Raw genomic sequence first — 15,921 nt, 5'->3', positions numbered from 1 at the left:
TTACCTTAAGGGAATATTTAATATTATACCTTGAAAATTCAATGTAATTGTAACATTTTTATAAGTGGAAAGTACCTTTTTAAGCTCATTGAAAGAAGAAATTTTTTTGTTGTTTATTTTTATCAGTTTTGCGCCTTCTTTAATATAATATTTTTCTTTCAGATTATCTGGAAGTTTTATAACTGTTAAATTTTTATCTACAACAATTCCGAAATGCATTAGAGGTGTAAAACCGTATTCTTTTTTTCTAATCTTGATTTTATATATATGTTTGGCAGTTTTAATCTCTACAATATTTCCTGGTTTTCCAAGCAAAATATATTTTGAAAAAATCTGCGGGGTTGCCGGACGGGCATTTATTGAAATTATTTTTTCTCCCAGCCTGAGCCCTTTTACATAAAAAGGGTCAAAAGAGATAATTTTCATATTTTCATCAGTATCAATTCCTACATCCCCCCAACAGCCGTACTTTATAAAATGTTTTATATATTCACTTTTTATAAAGCCATCTCCCCTGCCTATCCCGTAAGCCCTACAGAACATATCTGAGATAACAGAATTTTTAAGTGTTTTTACACTGATTTTTGCGGGGGTTAAGAAGTTCATATCCTCAGCAAAATTCCCCACATAAATTTTATTTTTTTTAATTGATGCCATCCACCATGCAAGCTTTGGATTATCATAAAATTTAACCGTTTTTTTATTCTTTTCTTTAATTAGGCACATTCCTGTAAAAGGGTCGTATTTTATACAGTTTTTATTACCAAAAATAATACTTGAATTTTTAGAAACAGGAATTGAATTTTCAATAAAAGAATATTTTTTAAGACAGGGAGTTAAATCTATAAAAGCAAACAGAAAAAGGGGGATTATAAATATTATTTTTTTCATTGTCCCAAATTAAGCCCGCCGAACATATTGAGAGCCTGCGATTTTTTATCTTCCAAAGCCATTTTAACAGCATCATTCACAGCACTCATAATTAAAATCTGCATTGATTCTTTGTCATCAAGCAGGGAATCATCTATTTTCAAATCTATTATTTCAAATTTTCCGTTTACGGTTGCCTCAACCATTCCCCCTCCCGCAGTAGCGGTATATGTTTTAGTGTCAGCCTCAGCCATACTTTCCTGAAGTTTTTTCATCATTTCGTTTAAATCCATATTTCCAAACATTTTACTCCTTTAATAAAGATAACAGATACTGTTTAGGTAAATTATCTATTTCACTTTTTGAATAAATTTTTAATATCCAAATTTCATTCTCTTTTTCTATCAAATAATATATAACTCTAAATCCTCCCCGTTTTCCTCTTTTAGAAGAAGAATTTTTTATTCTTAATTTATAAAAAGAATCTCCTAATTCTATCCCGTTTTTAGGATTTTTTTCTAAAATATTTAATAATTCCTTTAAATCTTCTTTTATATTTTTATATTTTTTTGTTAATTTTTTAATATCTTTTTTAGCAGTTTCTAAAATCCTAACTTCATATTTCATTTAAAAAATCTTCTAATTTTTGAGGTTTAATTTTATTATTTTTTAAGTAATTTAATTCCCTTTTTACTTCTTTAAATTCTTGTTCAAGTTCTTTAACGGTTATTTTATTGATAAGACCGTCTTTCAAATTATTTAAAATTGATAAAATTGTTTCTAAATCGTTATCTTTTATTTTTATTTCAATAGTTTTCATCACTCAGCCTTTAAATTATCTGTAATTTCAATTATTTCATTATTGTCATTTACAATTATAACAGATGGTTTAAATTTTTTTGCTTCTTCAAGCTCCATAGACGCATAAGCAATAATAATAATTTTATCCCCTACATGTACTTTTCTCGCCGCCGCACCGTTTAAACACACTTCGCCGCTGCCTTTTTTCCCTTTTATTACATATGTTGAAAATCTCTCACCGTTATTGATATTTACAATATCCACTTTTTGACCTACAAGCATTTTTGCTTTTTCAATCAGTTCTTCATCTATGGTAATGGAGCCCACATAATTTAAATTGGCATCTGTTACGGTTGCCCTGTGAATTTTGCTATAAAGCATTTTTATATTCATTTGATCTCCTTAAGCACAGAATTCCCCCTCAATTAAATATTCTTTTTTTGGTATTTGCATTTATATATCTTTATATTATTATATCACATTCGCATTATATATTAAAACATTAATCTAATATTAATTTAGTGCAAGTATTTCAATATTTCTTGCTTGTCACTAAAAGGGATTTTTTTATCACAGAATTTCATATATTTTTCATCACCTTTTCCTAAAATCAGAACTGCGTCAAAATTTTTTGAAAGTTCAACAGCCCTTTTTATAGCCTCTCTTCTGTCAATAATTATTTCAAAAGGCGTTTTTTTAATTCCTTTTTTTATATCTTCTATTATATTAACAGGATTTTCACACCTTGGATTATCGTTTGTAAGAATAATATATTCAGCCAGTTCGTCTGCAACTGCCCCCATTTTTTCCCTTTTTTCCCTGTCCCTGTTTCCTCCTGCACCGAAAACAACCAGTTTTTTACCTTTAACGGAGCTTATTACTTTTTGCATTCCGTCAGGAGTATGCGCAAAATCTACAATTATCAGAGGATTAATGGATACTGTTTCCATTCTGCCGGGCACTCCTCTAAAACGTGAATAGTGAGTAGTGAGCAGTGAATAGTTAGTTAATAATTCAACTGTTTTAATTGCAAGAGAAAAATTCATTTTGTTAAATTCACCTGCCATAGGGATATTATCAACAATTGGCTTTTCTAAAACATATAAATTTTCACAATTTACATTAAAATCATAACCACATATTTCCACTTTACACTTTTCATTTTTAACTTTTAACTTACCATTTATTACTTTTACCGCTTCGTCCTGAAAAAAACTCTCTTTTACTTTTTTATATTCCTGCATTGATTTATGATAATCTAAATGGTCCTGCGAAAAAGAAGTCAGAATTTTTGCCGAGTATTTTATTCCTTCAATTCTGTTTTGCGCAATTGCGTGTGAGCTTACTTCCATAATAAAAAAATCGGGCTTATATCTGTAAAGCCTTTTTATTGTAGTAAATATTGAAGGGGTTGTAAGCGTTTTTTCCTCAACTTTTTTTCCGTTTACAAAAAGTCCCTCCGTTCCCTGAACAGCCACAATGTATCCTAAATTTTTCAGCAGATACCCGAGTACAAAAGCGGTGGTTGTTTTTCCGTTGGTACCGGTTATTCCTATAAATTTTGTTTTTACATCTTTTAACAAATCTTCCGGGGTTAAAAAAGAGGTTATATGTTTTGAATATTTTGCGTTTTGAATAGTTTTTAAAAAAATTTTATTTTTATTTAATTCTTCTGTATTATCGGTAATTAAATTTTTATTTATTAATTCTTCATAATTCATTGTTTTAAAAGTGTATTAAATCCTTCTATTAAATCCAAATCATCTATATTAAATATCAATTCTTCAAAATAATTAATAGCGTTTTCCCTGAATCCGTATTTTAATAAAAGTTCAAAAAATTCAAGCACTTCTTCTTTTTTTTCAAAAATTACTTTGGTTGAAAGAATTATATTTTCCAAATCCTCTTTTGTTTTAATGATTTCTTTTACATCTTTAAACAAAATACCGTTCATTGCTTCAGGATTTATATCATTTTCCAAAAACAGGGAATTTATTATTTTCATAACTTTTTTATAATCTTTTTTCTCAATCGCCTCTTTTAAAATAGCTTTTATTTCAGAATGAATATTTGAGTAACTCATCTAATTTATCCTCATATCCGTGCGGTACATTCATTACTGCCAAATCCGGATGAATCTTTTCTTTCAGGGCTTTTTCAATACCGTATTTAAGCGTGGCCCCGGCACTAGCACATCCGACACACCCTCCCTGAAGCTGAACAAATACAACAGGTTTTTGAACATCTATCAATGTAACATCGCCCCCGTCCATCTGAAGCATCGGACGAAGCTCTTCAATTACGCTGCCTACAGCCTCTTTAAGCTCTTCATTGGAAAACGGAATTTCAGCCATATTTATCCTTTTTTTGCTAAATATAACAAATTAAATTAATTAAATCAATAGGGGAAAAGAAAAAGAGGGTTAATCCTGAATAAGTTCAATTGTACACAATTCAGCCGCATCGCCGATTCTGAATCTTGTTTTGATAATTCTTGTATATCCGCCGTTTCTTTCTTTGAATTTAGGAGCAATAATATCAATTAATTTCTGAGTCGCCGCTTTTGCTCTTTTGTTGCTTCCAAGTTTTGAATATATGAATCTGTGCGTATTAAAATCCGCATTTTTTGCACGAGTTATTAATCTTTCAATATATCTTCTAAGTTCTTTCGCCTTAGGAACAGTTGTTTCAATTTTTTCATGCTCAATCAAATCGCATGCCAAGTTTTTAAGAAGCGCGGCTCTGTGCTCGCTGTCTCTTCCCAGTTTTCTGTATCCGTGTCTGTGTCTCATTAAATCTCCTTAAGTTTTGATAGTTTTTCTTCAATAACTTTTTTAATTTCAAGCGGCAGTGTTTTATTGATAGAAAATCCTATTTCTTCTAATTTATCAAAAATTTCTTCAAGTGATTTTGCCCCTAAATTTTTAATATTGGCTATTTTTTCTTTACCCATTAAAACAAGCTCACCGACATATTTGATTCCGGCCCGATCAAGGGCATTAAAACTTCTGCTTCTAAGATTTAAGCCCTCTATCGGTTCAAATAATATATCGTAAGTATCATCCAAAATTACATTTTGGGCTGTTTTTGTTTCAATGTTAAATTCTTTTGTAAATATACTGAATTGTTTCAAATACACATCTATTGCATTTTTAAACGCCTCTATAGGAGAAATTTGCCCGTCTGTTTCAATTTCGAAAATAACTTTTTCAAAATTAGGGTCGTCTTCAACCAATATGTTTTCTATATTATAAACAACTTTTTTAATCGGGCTGAAATATGCATCAAGTCCTATAAATCCTTCAGGAAGGGAATCTCTGAAATTTTCAACGGCTACAAATCCCATTCCTCTTTTTATAATTAATGTAAGTTTAAGCTCGCCTTCTTCATTAAGCGTGGCTATATATGATTCAGGTGTAACAATTTCTATTTTATCATTTTCCAAGTCGGCCCCTTTAATTTCTTTAGGACCTACAAAATGATAATCCACGACTGCCTCGTCACCTTCTTTTAATTTAAATCTGATGTTTTTAATATTAATAATAAAGCTTGCAACATCTTCAAGCATACCTTTTAGTGAATCAAACTCGTGTTTTACCCCTTCTATTTTCATAGCAACGGGGGCAAAACCTGGAGTGGAGGCAATAAGAACCCTTCTTATGGGATGGGCTACGCTTACCCCAAATCCCGCTTCAAAAGGATAAATTTCAATATTTGCTTTATTTTCTTCTTCTTTATATGAAACTTCACTTGGGACAATAACTTCTGTTTTAATTTTATTCATTTTTTAACCCCTATTATTTAGAGTACAACTCAACTACTAATCTTTCTTCTACCGGAATGTTTACTTCACTTCTATCAGGAATTCTTTGGAATACGCCTACTTTTTTATCAATATCTACATCAACCCAAGGGGCTATTCCAGTTTGTTTAGACAGTTCTAAAGCTCTTTGAATTTGAGGATTGTTTTTGGTTTTTTCTTTAATTTCTATTCTGTCACCTTCTTTTACCAAATATGAAGGAATATTGACTTTTTTACCGTTAACCAAAATATGTCCGTGCGTTACAAGCTGTCTTGCAAATCTTCTGGTAGATGCAAATCCCATTCTGTAAATAACATTGTCAAGTCTTCTCTCAAGTAATTTAATTAAGTTTTCCCCTGTTGAGCCTTCTTGTCTGTTTGCCTCTTGGAAAAATTTTCTAAATTGTTTTTCAAGTACACCGTAATAATATTTAATTTTTTGTTTTTCTCTAAGCTGTAATCCGTATTCGGAAATTTTTGTTCTTCTTTGTCCATGTTGACCCGGTGCGTAAGGTCTTTTATCAAGTGCGGATTTACCCGCTAATCTTCTTTCACCTTTAAGCTCTAAACTTACTCCAAGTCTTCTTTCGATTCTTTCAACCGGTCCTGTATATCTTGCCATCGTTACACCCTTCTTCTTTTTCTTGGTCTACAACCGTTATGTGGCAGAGGAGTAATGTCTTTCATCCAAAGTACTTTAATTCCTTCAATTGCACCGACAGTTTTAACTGCTGTCTCTCTACCGCCACCTGGTCCTTGTACTTTAATTCCCACTTCTTTAATTCCATATTCTTTTGCTTTAGCCATAGCATCTTCAACTGCCTGCTGTGCGGCGAACGGAGTGGATTTTTTACTTCCTTTAAATCCCAAATGCCCTGAAGAGCTCCAGCATAAAGCATTACCCATTTCATCAGTAACGCTAATCATTGTATTATTGAATGTAGCTGAAATATAAACTATTCCGCGTCCTACTTGTTTTTTAATTTTTTTCTTTTTAACTACTTTTCTTTTTGCCATCATTCACCCTTTATTTTGCTTTTGCACCAACAGTTTTTTTCTTACCTTTTCTGGTTCTTGCATTTGTTTTTGTTCTTTGCCCTCTTACAGGAAGGCCGCGTCTGTGTCTTAATCCTCTGTAACACCCTAAATCCATAAGTTCTTTGATATTAAGCTGAACTATTTTTCTAAGTTCACCTTCTACTATGTAATTGCTTTGAATTTCTTTATTTAATGTTGAAACTTCTTCTTCGCTGAGTTCATAAACTCTTTTGTTTGGATCAATCCCAGTGTCTTTTAAGATTTTTCTGCTAAGAGTTAATCCGATTCCGTAAATATACGGAAGCGCATATTCTACTTTTTTGTTTTTTGGTAAGTCCACACCTGCAATTCTTGCCATGTTTTATCCTTGTCTTTGTTTATGTCTTGGATTTTCACAAATTACCCTGACAACGCCTTTTCTTTTAACGATTTTGCATTTCGGGCAAATTTTTTTAACTGAAGCTCTTACTTTCATAATATCCCCTTAATTTAAATTAAAAAAGTGTAAAGTGAAAAAGAAATTCACTCTTCATTTTTAACTTTTCACTTATTTTTATCCCCCTTAGGTCAATAGACCAGCCCTTGCAACTGTTTTTTAACAGATGCAAAGCCTCTATTTTGTTCAGGGGGATGGAATTATACCATAAATAATTTTAGTGGGTGGTGAGCGGTTGGTGGTGAGTGGTGAGAAAAAAAGAAAAATCTTTTATAATATTTCCTTATTAAAAGGAATTAATGAAAAATAAACGCAAGTAATCCTATTAATGCAAGAGTTACAGTTCCGACATTTATTTTATCAAATTCTCTTTTTAACAAAGCCAAAATTAAATAAATGACAAAACCCGCACTGATACCTATTGTAATGGAATAGGTAAGAGGCATTAAAACAGCCGTGATAAAACTTGTAACGGCTACGGTTCCGTCTGAAAAATCTATGTTTTTAAGTTCGCTAAACATAAGCACACCAACCATTACCAAAATAGGATAAATGGCATTGTCAGGAATCGCTTTATAAATTGGTAGAAAAAACAGTGTTGTGATAAACAAAAGCCCAGTAACTACCGCAGTTAGTCCGGTCCTACCCCCTTCTTCAACTCCGGCGGCACTTTCAATAAACGATGTTGTGGTAGACGTACCAAGACTGGCTCCTATTACGGTAGCGGCAGCATCTGCTTCAAGGGTTTTTTGAAGCTCACGGCTGCCTTTTTTAAATAAACCGGCCCTCATACCGATTCCGGCAAGTGTACCGATGGTATCAAACATATCTGTAATTAAAAATGTCATAATAACAGGTAAAAGTGCCAGTGTAAGCGCACTTTTTATATCAAAATGAAATGCTATATTTCCTATCCCCGAAGGCATAGACACAATCCCTTTTGGAAGCTCGCCTAAACCCAGCATCCATGCAACTATTGAAGTGATTATAATAGCTATTATAAAAGCCCCTTTTATTCTGTATGCAAAAAGTACAGCAGCAACTATAAATCCGAAAACACCGAGTAAAACTTTAGGATCGTGAAAATTTCCAAGACTTACAAGTGTAGCCGGATTATCCACAATAACACCCATTCCCTTAAGACCTATAAACGCTATAAACATTCCTATACCCGCACTTATAGCCCTTCTTACATCAATAGGTACCGATTCCAAAACCCAAACTCTGAATTTTGTAAATGAAAGAGCTAAAAATATAAGTCCGGAAATCATTACAATACCAAGAGCGCTCTGCCACGGAATATGCATCCCTTTGACCAGACCGAATGTAAAATATGCATTAAGCCCCATTCCCACACTCATAGCAACCGGGGTATTAGACCAAATACCGTTTAATATGGTGGAAATAATGGTAACAACAGCTGTTGCGGTAATAAGCTCGTCAAACGGCATACCGGTTAAACTCATAATGGAAGCGTTGACAGGCACTATATACATCATAGCTAAAAATGTAGTTAACCCGGCTCTCACCTCTGTAGAAACATTTGTGTTTTTTTCTGAAAGTTTAAATATTTTTTCCAGCATTTTTACCCTTTTTTTAGGCAAATTATATCATAATTATTAAAATAGAATTAACTTTTTAAAAGGTAGGACTGATTAAAAATTTAATAATTTATACAAATAAACAATTTATAAGTGAGGGATACTTATAAAGTAATAATTAAATAAGGGAAAACCCCTTATTTAATTTCTATTTTTTTACCTTCGGCTTTAGGTTTTCTTGGAATAAACACTTTTAACACCCCGTCTTCAAATTTTGCTTCAATTTTTTCAGCGTCAGCATCTGAAGGCAATTTAAAGCTTCTTTCAAATCTTCCAAAAAAGCTTTCAATTCTTGTATAATTTTCTTTTTCTTCTTTTTTCTCAAGTTTTCTTTCACCTGAGATACTCAAAATTCCTTCATTTATGCTGATATTAATATCTTCTTTTTTAACGCCGGGCAAATCGACTTCGACATAATAGCCGTTTTCATCTGCCTTTTCATTTACAGCAGGTGTAAAAGCTTCCACTTTTTGAACAGGTTTGTTTGCTCCAAGAACTGCTCCCAATCTTCTTTCTATATCTTGTAATTCTTTAAACGGATCGAATACTGTTGGCCACATCATCCCCTCCTTTAAAAGAATTTTATTTATTTACAGTGAAATTATATCAAATTTTATATTCTTTGTCAAGAAAGTTTATACTAAAAGACTAATATTTGATTATCTTCATTATTTAGATTTTCTTTCTTTAACAATTTAAGCATGTTATTTTTAAATTTATATATATATAAATCTTTCCCGTCATTTACATTTAAAACAAACACCGGTATTATTTTATCTCCCTTAATTAATAATTTTCCCTTTTTAATACTAATAGTCAAATCGTTTTTATCACATAATAAATCAAAAACTACCTCTTTTTTATTAAATGTCCCTTTGACAAAAATTTTTTCAAATTCATCGTATTTTATATTGAGTTTCTTTGAAACATCCTCTTTTAATTTAGCATTTTGAATTAAAAAGTTAAAACTGCCTTTATCGGACACAACAATTCTGCCGGTTATTTTTCCATAATCAAAAATATTTGGTAAATTTATATAATTGAAAAACATATTTGACGGCATATCAAAAACTATATTTGTAATATTTTGGTCATAAAATCCGCTGAAATTATTTCCTTTAAATTTTATTATTCCATACTCCGGATTATTCTCCGCTTTTAAGCTTACCTCGCCTTTAAACGGATAAATCAAAGGAAGAAGTTTCAAATCAAGTTTATCCAGATCAACAATATATTTAATGTTGTTTTTATTATCTACTGTAGCTTTAAAATTTCCTTCTAAAATTTCGCTTTTTATTTTACCGTTTATATTTATATTGTTAAACGAATTGAAAAAAACATTTATATTTGAATTAAACGGATTTTTTTGATAAGTTCCGTTTATCGAAGCGTAAATATTATAATTATAATTATTCGAAGAGAGATTAATTTTCACTTTGCCGTTAAGATTTTTCGGAATTTTGACAGACAGTTTATTTAAAACATACCCTAAATCGATATCACCGGTTTTAAAATTTATATCTTTTTTATTTTTATTCAGTTTTATTTTCAAAAAACCTATATTATTATCAAAATAAACCATACTGTTTATAAGATATCCTGTAATTTTTTTTATAACGTTTCCGCTTATTATCGCATTTTCTTTTATTTTTTTATTTGCCAAATCTATATATTTAAGCCTGCCTTCTATAATCGCATCAAAAGGGAACATTTCCCCGTATAATTTATATATATTGCCATCTTGATACAGAAGCATGGAAAATGTATTATAGTTGATTATAAGTTTTTCTATTTTTGTATTCTTAAAATAATGGTCAATTTCTTTTTGAAGATAAAATTTAATTATATTTTTCCCTATATCCGTATTAAATAACAACCAGACAAAAACTACAGACAAAATTAAAATACCTGAAAATATTTTTATTAATTTTTTAATTTTCATTGTTCCACCTTTATAGGTGTTTCAAAATATACACTGTTTGACGGAAACGCAAATGATGTATATTTTTCAACGGTTTTTTTAATTTCCAGATTTATTTCCTCTTTTATTTCCAGATATTTTTCCCAATCAGCCGTTTTGGTAAAAAAATAGCAAAATATATTAAGGGAACTGTCTGCGTATTCATCAAAATATATTAAAAGGGGTTCTTTATGAACTAAAGGGTGGTTTTTTAAATAACTTCTTATTTCATTTAACAGTTTGTTTAAATCTTCCACACTTGTAGAATATGTAAGGCCTATTCTCATCATAACCCTTCTTCTGTCACGCCTTGAAAAATTTTCCACATTTGAAACAGCAATTACCGAATTCGGAACAACTATCACTCTTTTGTCAAAAGCCCTTATTTTTGTTGTTCTCATTCCTATATCTTCCACAATTCCCTCGGCATTTCCTATTTTCACCCATTCTCCGACTTTAAAAATATTGTCGGTCAGTATTGCAATCCCGCCGAAAAGATTTGCAGCCGTATCTTTTGCCGCCAGGGCAAACGCCAAACCGCCGAGACCGAGTGAAGCGATAAATCCTGTAACGTTAATTCCAAATTCCTGAAGCATTGCCACAATACCGATAATAACAACAAAAGCTTTAGTGATTTTTATAAGAAAAGAAGCCAGTTCCCTCGAAGCTTTTCCGTATTTTCCAAGCAGATGATATACCCAGTCTTCGAATTCACATACAAGATTATACATTACCCAAAAAATATCAAAAATTAAAAGTCCTCTTATTATATGGTTTAAAAATTCGCCTTTAAGATTCAGAAAATAAAAAAATCCCCAAATACCGGCTATAACAAACAAAAATCTTAAAGGATTTTTAAATGCGGCAAAAAATTTGTCATCTATATCTGTTTTGGTTTTTGAAGAGAGTTTCTGGAAAAACGAAAGAACAAAAAGTGTAAAAATTTTTCTGAAAACCAAAAATATAAATAAAACAATAAAAGCCAGAATTATTTTATACAAAGGCGTATTTAAAAAAGTAGTGTTTAAAATTTCAATTATTCCCCTCATCCTTTCCCCCAAACATTTTTTCATCTTTCATAATTATAACAATTTTTTTAAAAACCGGCACAGCTGTGGCTGATGCGAAATAATACGGGAAAGGCGCTTTTACATGGAAAAATGTAATACCTATGGTATATTTTTTACCGTTTGCATCGGCAAATCCGAAAAAAGAGGAATTATAAACTTTCTGATACACCCCGTTTTGGGTTGTATGGGCGGTTCCTGTTTTCCCTGCGGTAAATATATTATCCATTAAAGCAGCCTTTGCCGTCCCTTTTAAAACAACTTTTCTTAGAATGTTTAGCATTTCATTCGCCGTTAAGGTCTTAATAACCTTTTTTTTATCCGTAGGAACATCGGCAATTTTAGGAGTTACCATAACACCGTTATTGTTAAATACATTATAGGCTTTTAAAAGTTCCATAAAATTGACAACTATTCCGTATCCGTAAGCTGAAGTTGATTTGTAAACAGGATAATTATAAAGTTTTAAAGGTTGAAGTCTGCCTTTTAGTTCATAAGGTAAATCGATTCCGCTTATTTTGTCAAGTCCAAATTTTCTGTAACCGTAAAACTGCTCTTTTGCAGAAAGCCTGAGCGCCAGCTGGGACATGACAATATTGCTTGAATACACAATTGCGTTTTCGGCACTCAGCCATTTAAACGGCTTATCATCTATAATAGGAGTTTTTCTCCAGTCGGGTTTCCATCTGCCGTTATATGCATTCAATACTTCATAAGGATTTACTTTATTATGTTCAAGTAAAATGGCAAATGTTATCGGTTTCATAACTGACCCGGGTTCAAAAAGTTCCCTTAGGGCAGAAATTTTCATATTGGGAATGTCTTTTTTTGTTATATGGTTCGGGTTAAACCTGTTTGAAGAAGCCAATGCTAAAATTTTTCCGCTTTTGCTTTCCATTACTGCGGCTATTACCTCATCCGCTTTATATTTTTCTTTTGCCTCATCCAAAATATTTTCTATTCTTTTCTGTAAAACAAGGTTTATGTTAAGCTTTAATGTTTTTCCGTTTTTAGGATATTTGACAACGGCATTTTTATCGTAGATAATATTTCCCCCGACATCCCTGTATCCCGTTATAATTCCATTTTCCCCCGGGCTTAAAACATTGTTATAATATTCTTCTATCCCGTTGTTTCCTTTTTGTGTTTCTTTTGAATAACTTCCGAGATACGGTTCAAACGTATCATTATACGGATATACCCTTTTAAAAAGAGGTGAAAGGACTATATTTCCGTCTATATTTTTAGGAGCCACGCTTTCAATGTCATATCCTCTTCTTATACCGTTAACACTTATGAAAACACGGTATTTATCAAGGACACGTCTTAAATAAATTAACTGTTGTTTGGTATTTTTGTCTATAACGGCCAGCAGAATTCTCTTATGGATTTTTAATTTATCAACAATTTCTCTTTTACTTATACCGGTATAAATACTGAATAAATCTACAAACAGTTTTTTTTTAAAAAACGATATATAATCGGGGTCTATATAAACAGCATAGATTCTCTCACTCTTGGCCAAGGTAAAATTACCGGCGACAATATTCCCCCTGAGCGCACTTTCGATTTTTTTAATATAAGGATTAAAATATGATTTCGGTCTATAAATAGAAAAAAACAAAAAAGCGCCGAATATAACTAAAAAAAGAATAAAAAAAAGAATATAAACTAAAGGTATTTTAATATTTTTCATTAAATTTGAGTTTTAAGTAGCTCTTTATAGGCACTTATAGCCTTATTTCTGACTTCAAGCATCATTTTCATTTTAAGTTCCGCTTTTTGAATAGTTATACTTGCTTTTGCCAAATCTTTAACATCTCCGGTTGCTATATCGGTTTCGGCTTTTTTGGCGCTTTGTAGAAAATTATTTGTCTCATTTAACTCTTTTTTTAAAATTTCTTCAAAATTATCATCATTTGATTTGTTTTTGTTTTGTATATTTCCGATATTTATATTTGAATCTATTTTATTAATAAAAGCCATTTTTTATTCCTTAGCTTTGTAATATGTTTATGGCACTGTTCGCCATTGTTTTTGCACTCTGAAATGCCGCCACATTAGCCTGATACGCCCTTGTTGCTTCCAATAAATCGGCCATTTCAATTACAGGATTAATATTTGGATACGCTACATAACCTTTGGCATTTGCATCAGGGTTTGTCGGGTCATATTTTAAAATCGGTTTTGAATCATCCCTTACCACTTTATCCACCATTACAGTTTCAATCGGAGGTTTCGCCTTTGCACCGTCTTCTCCCTCTTCATCCAAAGGATTTTCATATCCGGCAAAAGAAGCATTGTTTTCAAGTTCTTTGTTAAGCGTTTTTTCAAAAGGCACAGCTTTAAAAACAACCTCTTTTCTTCTGTACGGCCCGCCTTCATCGGTTCTTGTGGTATTTGCGTTTGCAATATTTTCTGAAATTATATTTATTCTGAATCTCTGGGCTGAAAGTCCGTATCCGGATATATCAAAACTGTTTAAAAATCCCATTTTTTTCCTTTTATTTAAAACTTGGCCACTTGCCAACTCATTACTCACAACTCACTACTCACAACTCACCACTCACTATTATATATTCTTACTTGAATCAATCACCAGCTTAAACAAATCTATTCTTTTTTTTACCGCAGCCACCTCGGCGTTATACATAAGGGCATTTTTTGCCATTTCTGTAGTTTCCACATCTATATCAACGCTGTTTCCGTCATTTCTTGCCAAATGACCGTCTCTGAAAAACACAACAGGCTCATTTTTATCTTCTACATTTTTAGGCTCCAAATGCATAGCATTAGTTTTTGCAAGCTCTAATTTTTTATTGTTTCCATGTTCTATTTCATTTCTTAAGGTATCTTCAAATCTTATATCTTTTGGTTTGTAATAAGGAGTATCGGCATTTGCTATATTGCTTGCAATTAAATCCTGTCTGATTTTTCTGTATTCAAGAGATTTTTCCAAAAAATTAATTGTTTTAAACAAACCAAAACTCCTTTTTTAATTTCAAGCAATTTTTATTCCCTTTACCTACAACCTCTCAGCTTTCACTTTTCACTTTCCATTTTTCACTTTAAACTTGGCAACTTGGCTAGTCACAATTCACTACTCACAACTCACTGTATTATTATGATAAAATTCTATATTAATTATACACTATAAAGGTTAATTTTGCAAAAAGTCGATGCGTTAATTTTTATTATAGTTGCCATATTTTTACTGATAGGTTCCCTTTTTTCATATTCTCTGCCTGTTTTTTTGGAAACTTCAAAAAACCTGGGGGAATATCATTTTGTAAGCAGATATCTTTTTTTTGGTTTTTTAGGTTTTGTAATTATGACGATTCTTTCTTTTCTAAACACTGATATATGGTTTAACAAGCTTGGATGGCTTATTTTTATAACTTCTTCTATATTGGTAATATTAATGCCTTTTTTACCCGAAAGTATTGCCCCTGTAATTAACGGTGCAAGAAGATGGATAAAAATAGGGGCGTTTAAATTTTCCCCCGTTGAATTTTTCAAAATCGGAGTAATATTTTTTTTATCATGGTCTTTTACAAGAAAAGTTAAAAACATCAATTCCCTAAAAGAAGAGATAAAACTTATTTTACCCTATCTTATAATACTGGGAGGTTTTTGGTATCTGATACTTGCTTTTCAATCGGATTTGGGACAGGTTATGATAATGGCTTTGGTTTTTGCTTTTATGTTATTAATTGCAGGGGGCAGATTTCAAACATTCACTTTAATTATTTCGGGCGGTATTTTTGTGTTTATTTTAGCCGTTTTCTCATCTAAATACCGCCTTTTAAGGTTTAAAGCATGGCTGGCACTTATGTCGTCAAATTTTTTTCCACATCCGATAGTTGACACTTCCCCAGCAAGTTACGGACAGGTCCAGGAAGCTTTGAATGCAATTCACAACGGTGGAATTTTGGGGACAGGCATAGGAAACGGTGTATTCAAACTCGGATTTTTAAGCGATGTGCATACCGATTTTGTATTGGCCGGTATTGCGGAGGAAACAGGTATAATAGGAATCAGCTTAATTGTAATTTTGTTCAGTGCCTTAATTTACAGAATATTCAGAATCGCAAACAGGAGCGAAAAAAAAGAATATCAGCTTTTTGCCTTCGGAATAGGGACTTTAATTTCACTGCAGTTTATTCTAAATGCACTGGGCGTTACGTCATTGATTCCTATAAAAGGTCTTACAGTCCCTTTTTTAAGCTACGGCGGAAGTTCACTTTTAGCTTTTTTAACGGCAATAGGAATGGTTTTAATGATAAGCAAAAGAACGAAGTTATAATAAATGGTGAAAATAGTGAGTAGTGAAAATGGTGAAATTG

At 31.8% G+C, this 15,921-nt stretch carries 23 protein-coding genes; 1 reads left to right on the top strand and 22 read right to left on the bottom strand.

The annotated features are described in order from the left end of the window. The 22 genes from DZ68_RS0104550 to flgB form a co-directional block, all read right to left on the bottom strand. The gene (locus DZ68_RS0104550; RefSeq protein ID WP_024787467.1) at positions 1 to 891 is read right to left on the bottom strand and encodes a hypothetical protein; all 891 of its coding nucleotides are present in this window, start codon (positions 889 to 891) and stop codon (positions 1 to 3) included. After that, positions 888 to 1,175 (bottom strand): YbaB/EbfC family nucleoid-associated protein, encoded by a 288-nt coding sequence (locus DZ68_RS0104545; protein WP_024790795.1) that lies wholly within the window; start codon positions 1,173 to 1,175, stop codon positions 888 to 890. Before DZ68_RS0104545 ends, DZ68_RS0104550 begins: the two co-directional genes overlap by 4 nt. A gap of 1 nt (position 1,176) precedes the next feature. Further along, positions 1,177 to 1,497, bottom strand: a complete 321-nt coding sequence (locus DZ68_RS0104540; protein WP_024790794.1) for a type II toxin-antitoxin system RelE/ParE family toxin — start codon at positions 1,495 to 1,497, stop codon at positions 1,177 to 1,179. Beyond that, complete coding sequence (locus tag DZ68_RS0104535; protein WP_024790793.1) at positions 1,487 to 1,690, bottom strand: hypothetical protein; 204 nt, start codon at positions 1,688 to 1,690, stop codon at positions 1,487 to 1,489. The genes DZ68_RS0104540 and DZ68_RS0104535 overlap by 11 nt, the downstream gene beginning before the upstream one ends. Then, a complete protein-coding gene (gene panD / locus DZ68_RS0104530) occupies positions 1,690 to 2,064 on the bottom strand; it encodes an aspartate 1-decarboxylase (protein WP_024789634.1) in 375 nt (124 codons plus the stop codon). Before panD ends, DZ68_RS0104535 begins: the two co-directional genes overlap by 1 nt. Positions 2,065 to 2,189: 125 nt before the next feature. Beyond that, entirely contained in the window at positions 2,190 to 3,392 is a 1,203-nt protein-coding gene (locus DZ68_RS0104525) for a UDP-N-acetylmuramoyl-L-alanyl-D-glutamate--2,6-diaminopimelate ligase (protein ID WP_024790792.1), read from the bottom strand. Beyond that, positions 3,389 to 3,754 (bottom strand): hypothetical protein, encoded by a 366-nt coding sequence (locus DZ68_RS10025; protein ID WP_024787462.1) that lies wholly within the window; start codon positions 3,752 to 3,754, stop codon positions 3,389 to 3,391. The genes DZ68_RS0104525 and DZ68_RS10025 overlap by 4 nt, the downstream gene beginning before the upstream one ends. Next, positions 3,729 to 4,025: a NifU family protein gene (locus DZ68_RS0104515; RefSeq protein ID WP_035907112.1), complete on the bottom strand. Its 297-nt coding sequence runs from the start codon at positions 4,023 to 4,025 to the stop codon at positions 3,729 to 3,731. The genes DZ68_RS10025 and DZ68_RS0104515 overlap by 26 nt, the downstream gene beginning before the upstream one ends. Positions 4,026 to 4,094: 69 nt before the next feature. After that, positions 4,095 to 4,463 carry a 50S ribosomal protein L17 gene (rplQ, locus tag DZ68_RS0104510; RefSeq protein ID WP_024790791.1) on the bottom strand — a complete coding sequence of 123 codons (369 nt, stop codon included), beginning with the start codon at positions 4,461 to 4,463 and terminating at the stop codon, positions 4,095 to 4,097. Then, on the bottom strand, positions 4,463 to 5,455 hold the full coding sequence (locus DZ68_RS0104505) for a DNA-directed RNA polymerase subunit alpha (protein ID WP_024790790.1): 993 nt from the start codon (positions 5,453 to 5,455) through the stop codon (positions 4,463 to 4,465). The genes rplQ and DZ68_RS0104505 overlap by 1 nt, the downstream gene beginning before the upstream one ends. A 13-nt stretch (positions 5,456 to 5,468) precedes the next feature. Beyond that, on the bottom strand, positions 5,469 to 6,095 hold the full coding sequence (gene rpsD, locus DZ68_RS0104500) for a 30S ribosomal protein S4 (RefSeq protein ID WP_024787458.1): 627 nt from the start codon (positions 6,093 to 6,095) through the stop codon (positions 5,469 to 5,471). A gap of 2 nt (positions 6,096 to 6,097) precedes the next feature. Continuing rightward, positions 6,098 to 6,490 (bottom strand): 30S ribosomal protein S11, encoded by a 393-nt coding sequence (rpsK, locus tag DZ68_RS0104495; RefSeq protein ID WP_024787457.1) that lies wholly within the window; start codon positions 6,488 to 6,490, stop codon positions 6,098 to 6,100. A gap of 10 nt (positions 6,491 to 6,500) precedes the next feature. Continuing rightward, complete coding sequence (gene rpsM / locus DZ68_RS0104490) at positions 6,501 to 6,869, bottom strand: 30S ribosomal protein S13 (RefSeq protein WP_024787456.1); 369 nt, start codon at positions 6,867 to 6,869, stop codon at positions 6,501 to 6,503. A gap of 3 nt (positions 6,870 to 6,872) precedes the next feature. Next, positions 6,873 to 6,986, bottom strand: coding sequence for a 50S ribosomal protein L36 (gene rpmJ / locus DZ68_RS0104485; RefSeq protein ID WP_024787455.1), 114 nt, complete (start codon positions 6,984 to 6,986; stop codon positions 6,873 to 6,875). A 257-nt stretch (positions 6,987 to 7,243) separates the two neighbouring features. Then, on the bottom strand, positions 7,244 to 8,530 hold the full coding sequence (locus DZ68_RS0104480) for an NCS2 family permease (protein WP_024787454.1): 1,287 nt from the start codon (positions 8,528 to 8,530) through the stop codon (positions 7,244 to 7,246). Positions 8,531 to 8,685: 155 nt separating this feature from the next. Next, positions 8,686 to 9,108, bottom strand: a complete 423-nt coding sequence (locus tag DZ68_RS0104475; protein WP_024787453.1) for an Hsp20/alpha crystallin family protein — start codon at positions 9,106 to 9,108, stop codon at positions 8,686 to 8,688. A gap of 80 nt (positions 9,109 to 9,188) precedes the next feature. After that, positions 9,189 to 10,490 carry a hypothetical protein gene (locus DZ68_RS0104470; protein ID WP_024787452.1) on the bottom strand — a complete coding sequence of 434 codons (1,302 nt, stop codon included), beginning with the start codon at positions 10,488 to 10,490 and terminating at the stop codon, positions 9,189 to 9,191. Next, a complete protein-coding gene (locus DZ68_RS0104465) occupies positions 10,487 to 11,557 on the bottom strand; it encodes a mechanosensitive ion channel family protein (RefSeq protein ID WP_236617352.1) in 1,071 nt (356 codons plus the stop codon). The genes DZ68_RS0104470 and DZ68_RS0104465 overlap by 4 nt, the downstream gene beginning before the upstream one ends. Continuing rightward, positions 11,541 to 13,271: a penicillin-binding protein 2 gene (locus tag DZ68_RS0104460; protein WP_024787450.1), complete on the bottom strand. Its 1,731-nt coding sequence runs from the start codon at positions 13,269 to 13,271 to the stop codon at positions 11,541 to 11,543. Before DZ68_RS0104460 ends, DZ68_RS0104465 begins: the two co-directional genes overlap by 17 nt. Further along, positions 13,271 to 13,561, bottom strand: coding sequence for a flagellar hook-basal body complex protein FliE (gene fliE / locus DZ68_RS0104455; protein WP_024787449.1), 291 nt, complete (start codon positions 13,559 to 13,561; stop codon positions 13,271 to 13,273). Before fliE ends, DZ68_RS0104460 begins: the two co-directional genes overlap by 1 nt. Positions 13,562 to 13,571: 10 nt before the next feature. Continuing rightward, the gene (flgC, locus tag DZ68_RS0104450) at positions 13,572 to 14,069 is read right to left on the bottom strand and encodes a flagellar basal body rod protein FlgC (protein ID WP_024787448.1); all 498 of its coding nucleotides are present in this window, start codon (positions 14,067 to 14,069) and stop codon (positions 13,572 to 13,574) included. Between the two features lie 78 nt (positions 14,070 to 14,147). Beyond that, positions 14,148 to 14,555 carry a flagellar basal body rod protein FlgB gene (gene flgB, locus DZ68_RS0104445; protein WP_024787447.1) on the bottom strand — a complete coding sequence of 136 codons (408 nt, stop codon included), beginning with the start codon at positions 14,553 to 14,555 and terminating at the stop codon, positions 14,148 to 14,150. 186 nt (positions 14,556 to 14,741) lie between these two features. On the opposite strand from flgB, the gene DZ68_RS0104440 reads away from it, so the two are divergent. Beyond that, positions 14,742 to 15,881 (top strand): FtsW/RodA/SpoVE family cell cycle protein, encoded by a 1,140-nt coding sequence (locus DZ68_RS0104440; protein ID WP_024790788.1) that lies wholly within the window; start codon positions 14,742 to 14,744, stop codon positions 15,879 to 15,881. Positions 15,882 to 15,921: the final 40 nt, after the last annotated feature.

Origin of the sequence: Lebetimonas sp. JS085 (assembly GCF_000523295.1) — a bacterium.
Taxonomy (GTDB): domain Bacteria; phylum Campylobacterota; class Campylobacteria; order Campylobacterales; family Nautiliaceae; genus Lebetimonas.
Note: the sequence above shows the minus strand (reverse complement) of the source record. Positions and strands in the feature narration are given on the sequence as shown.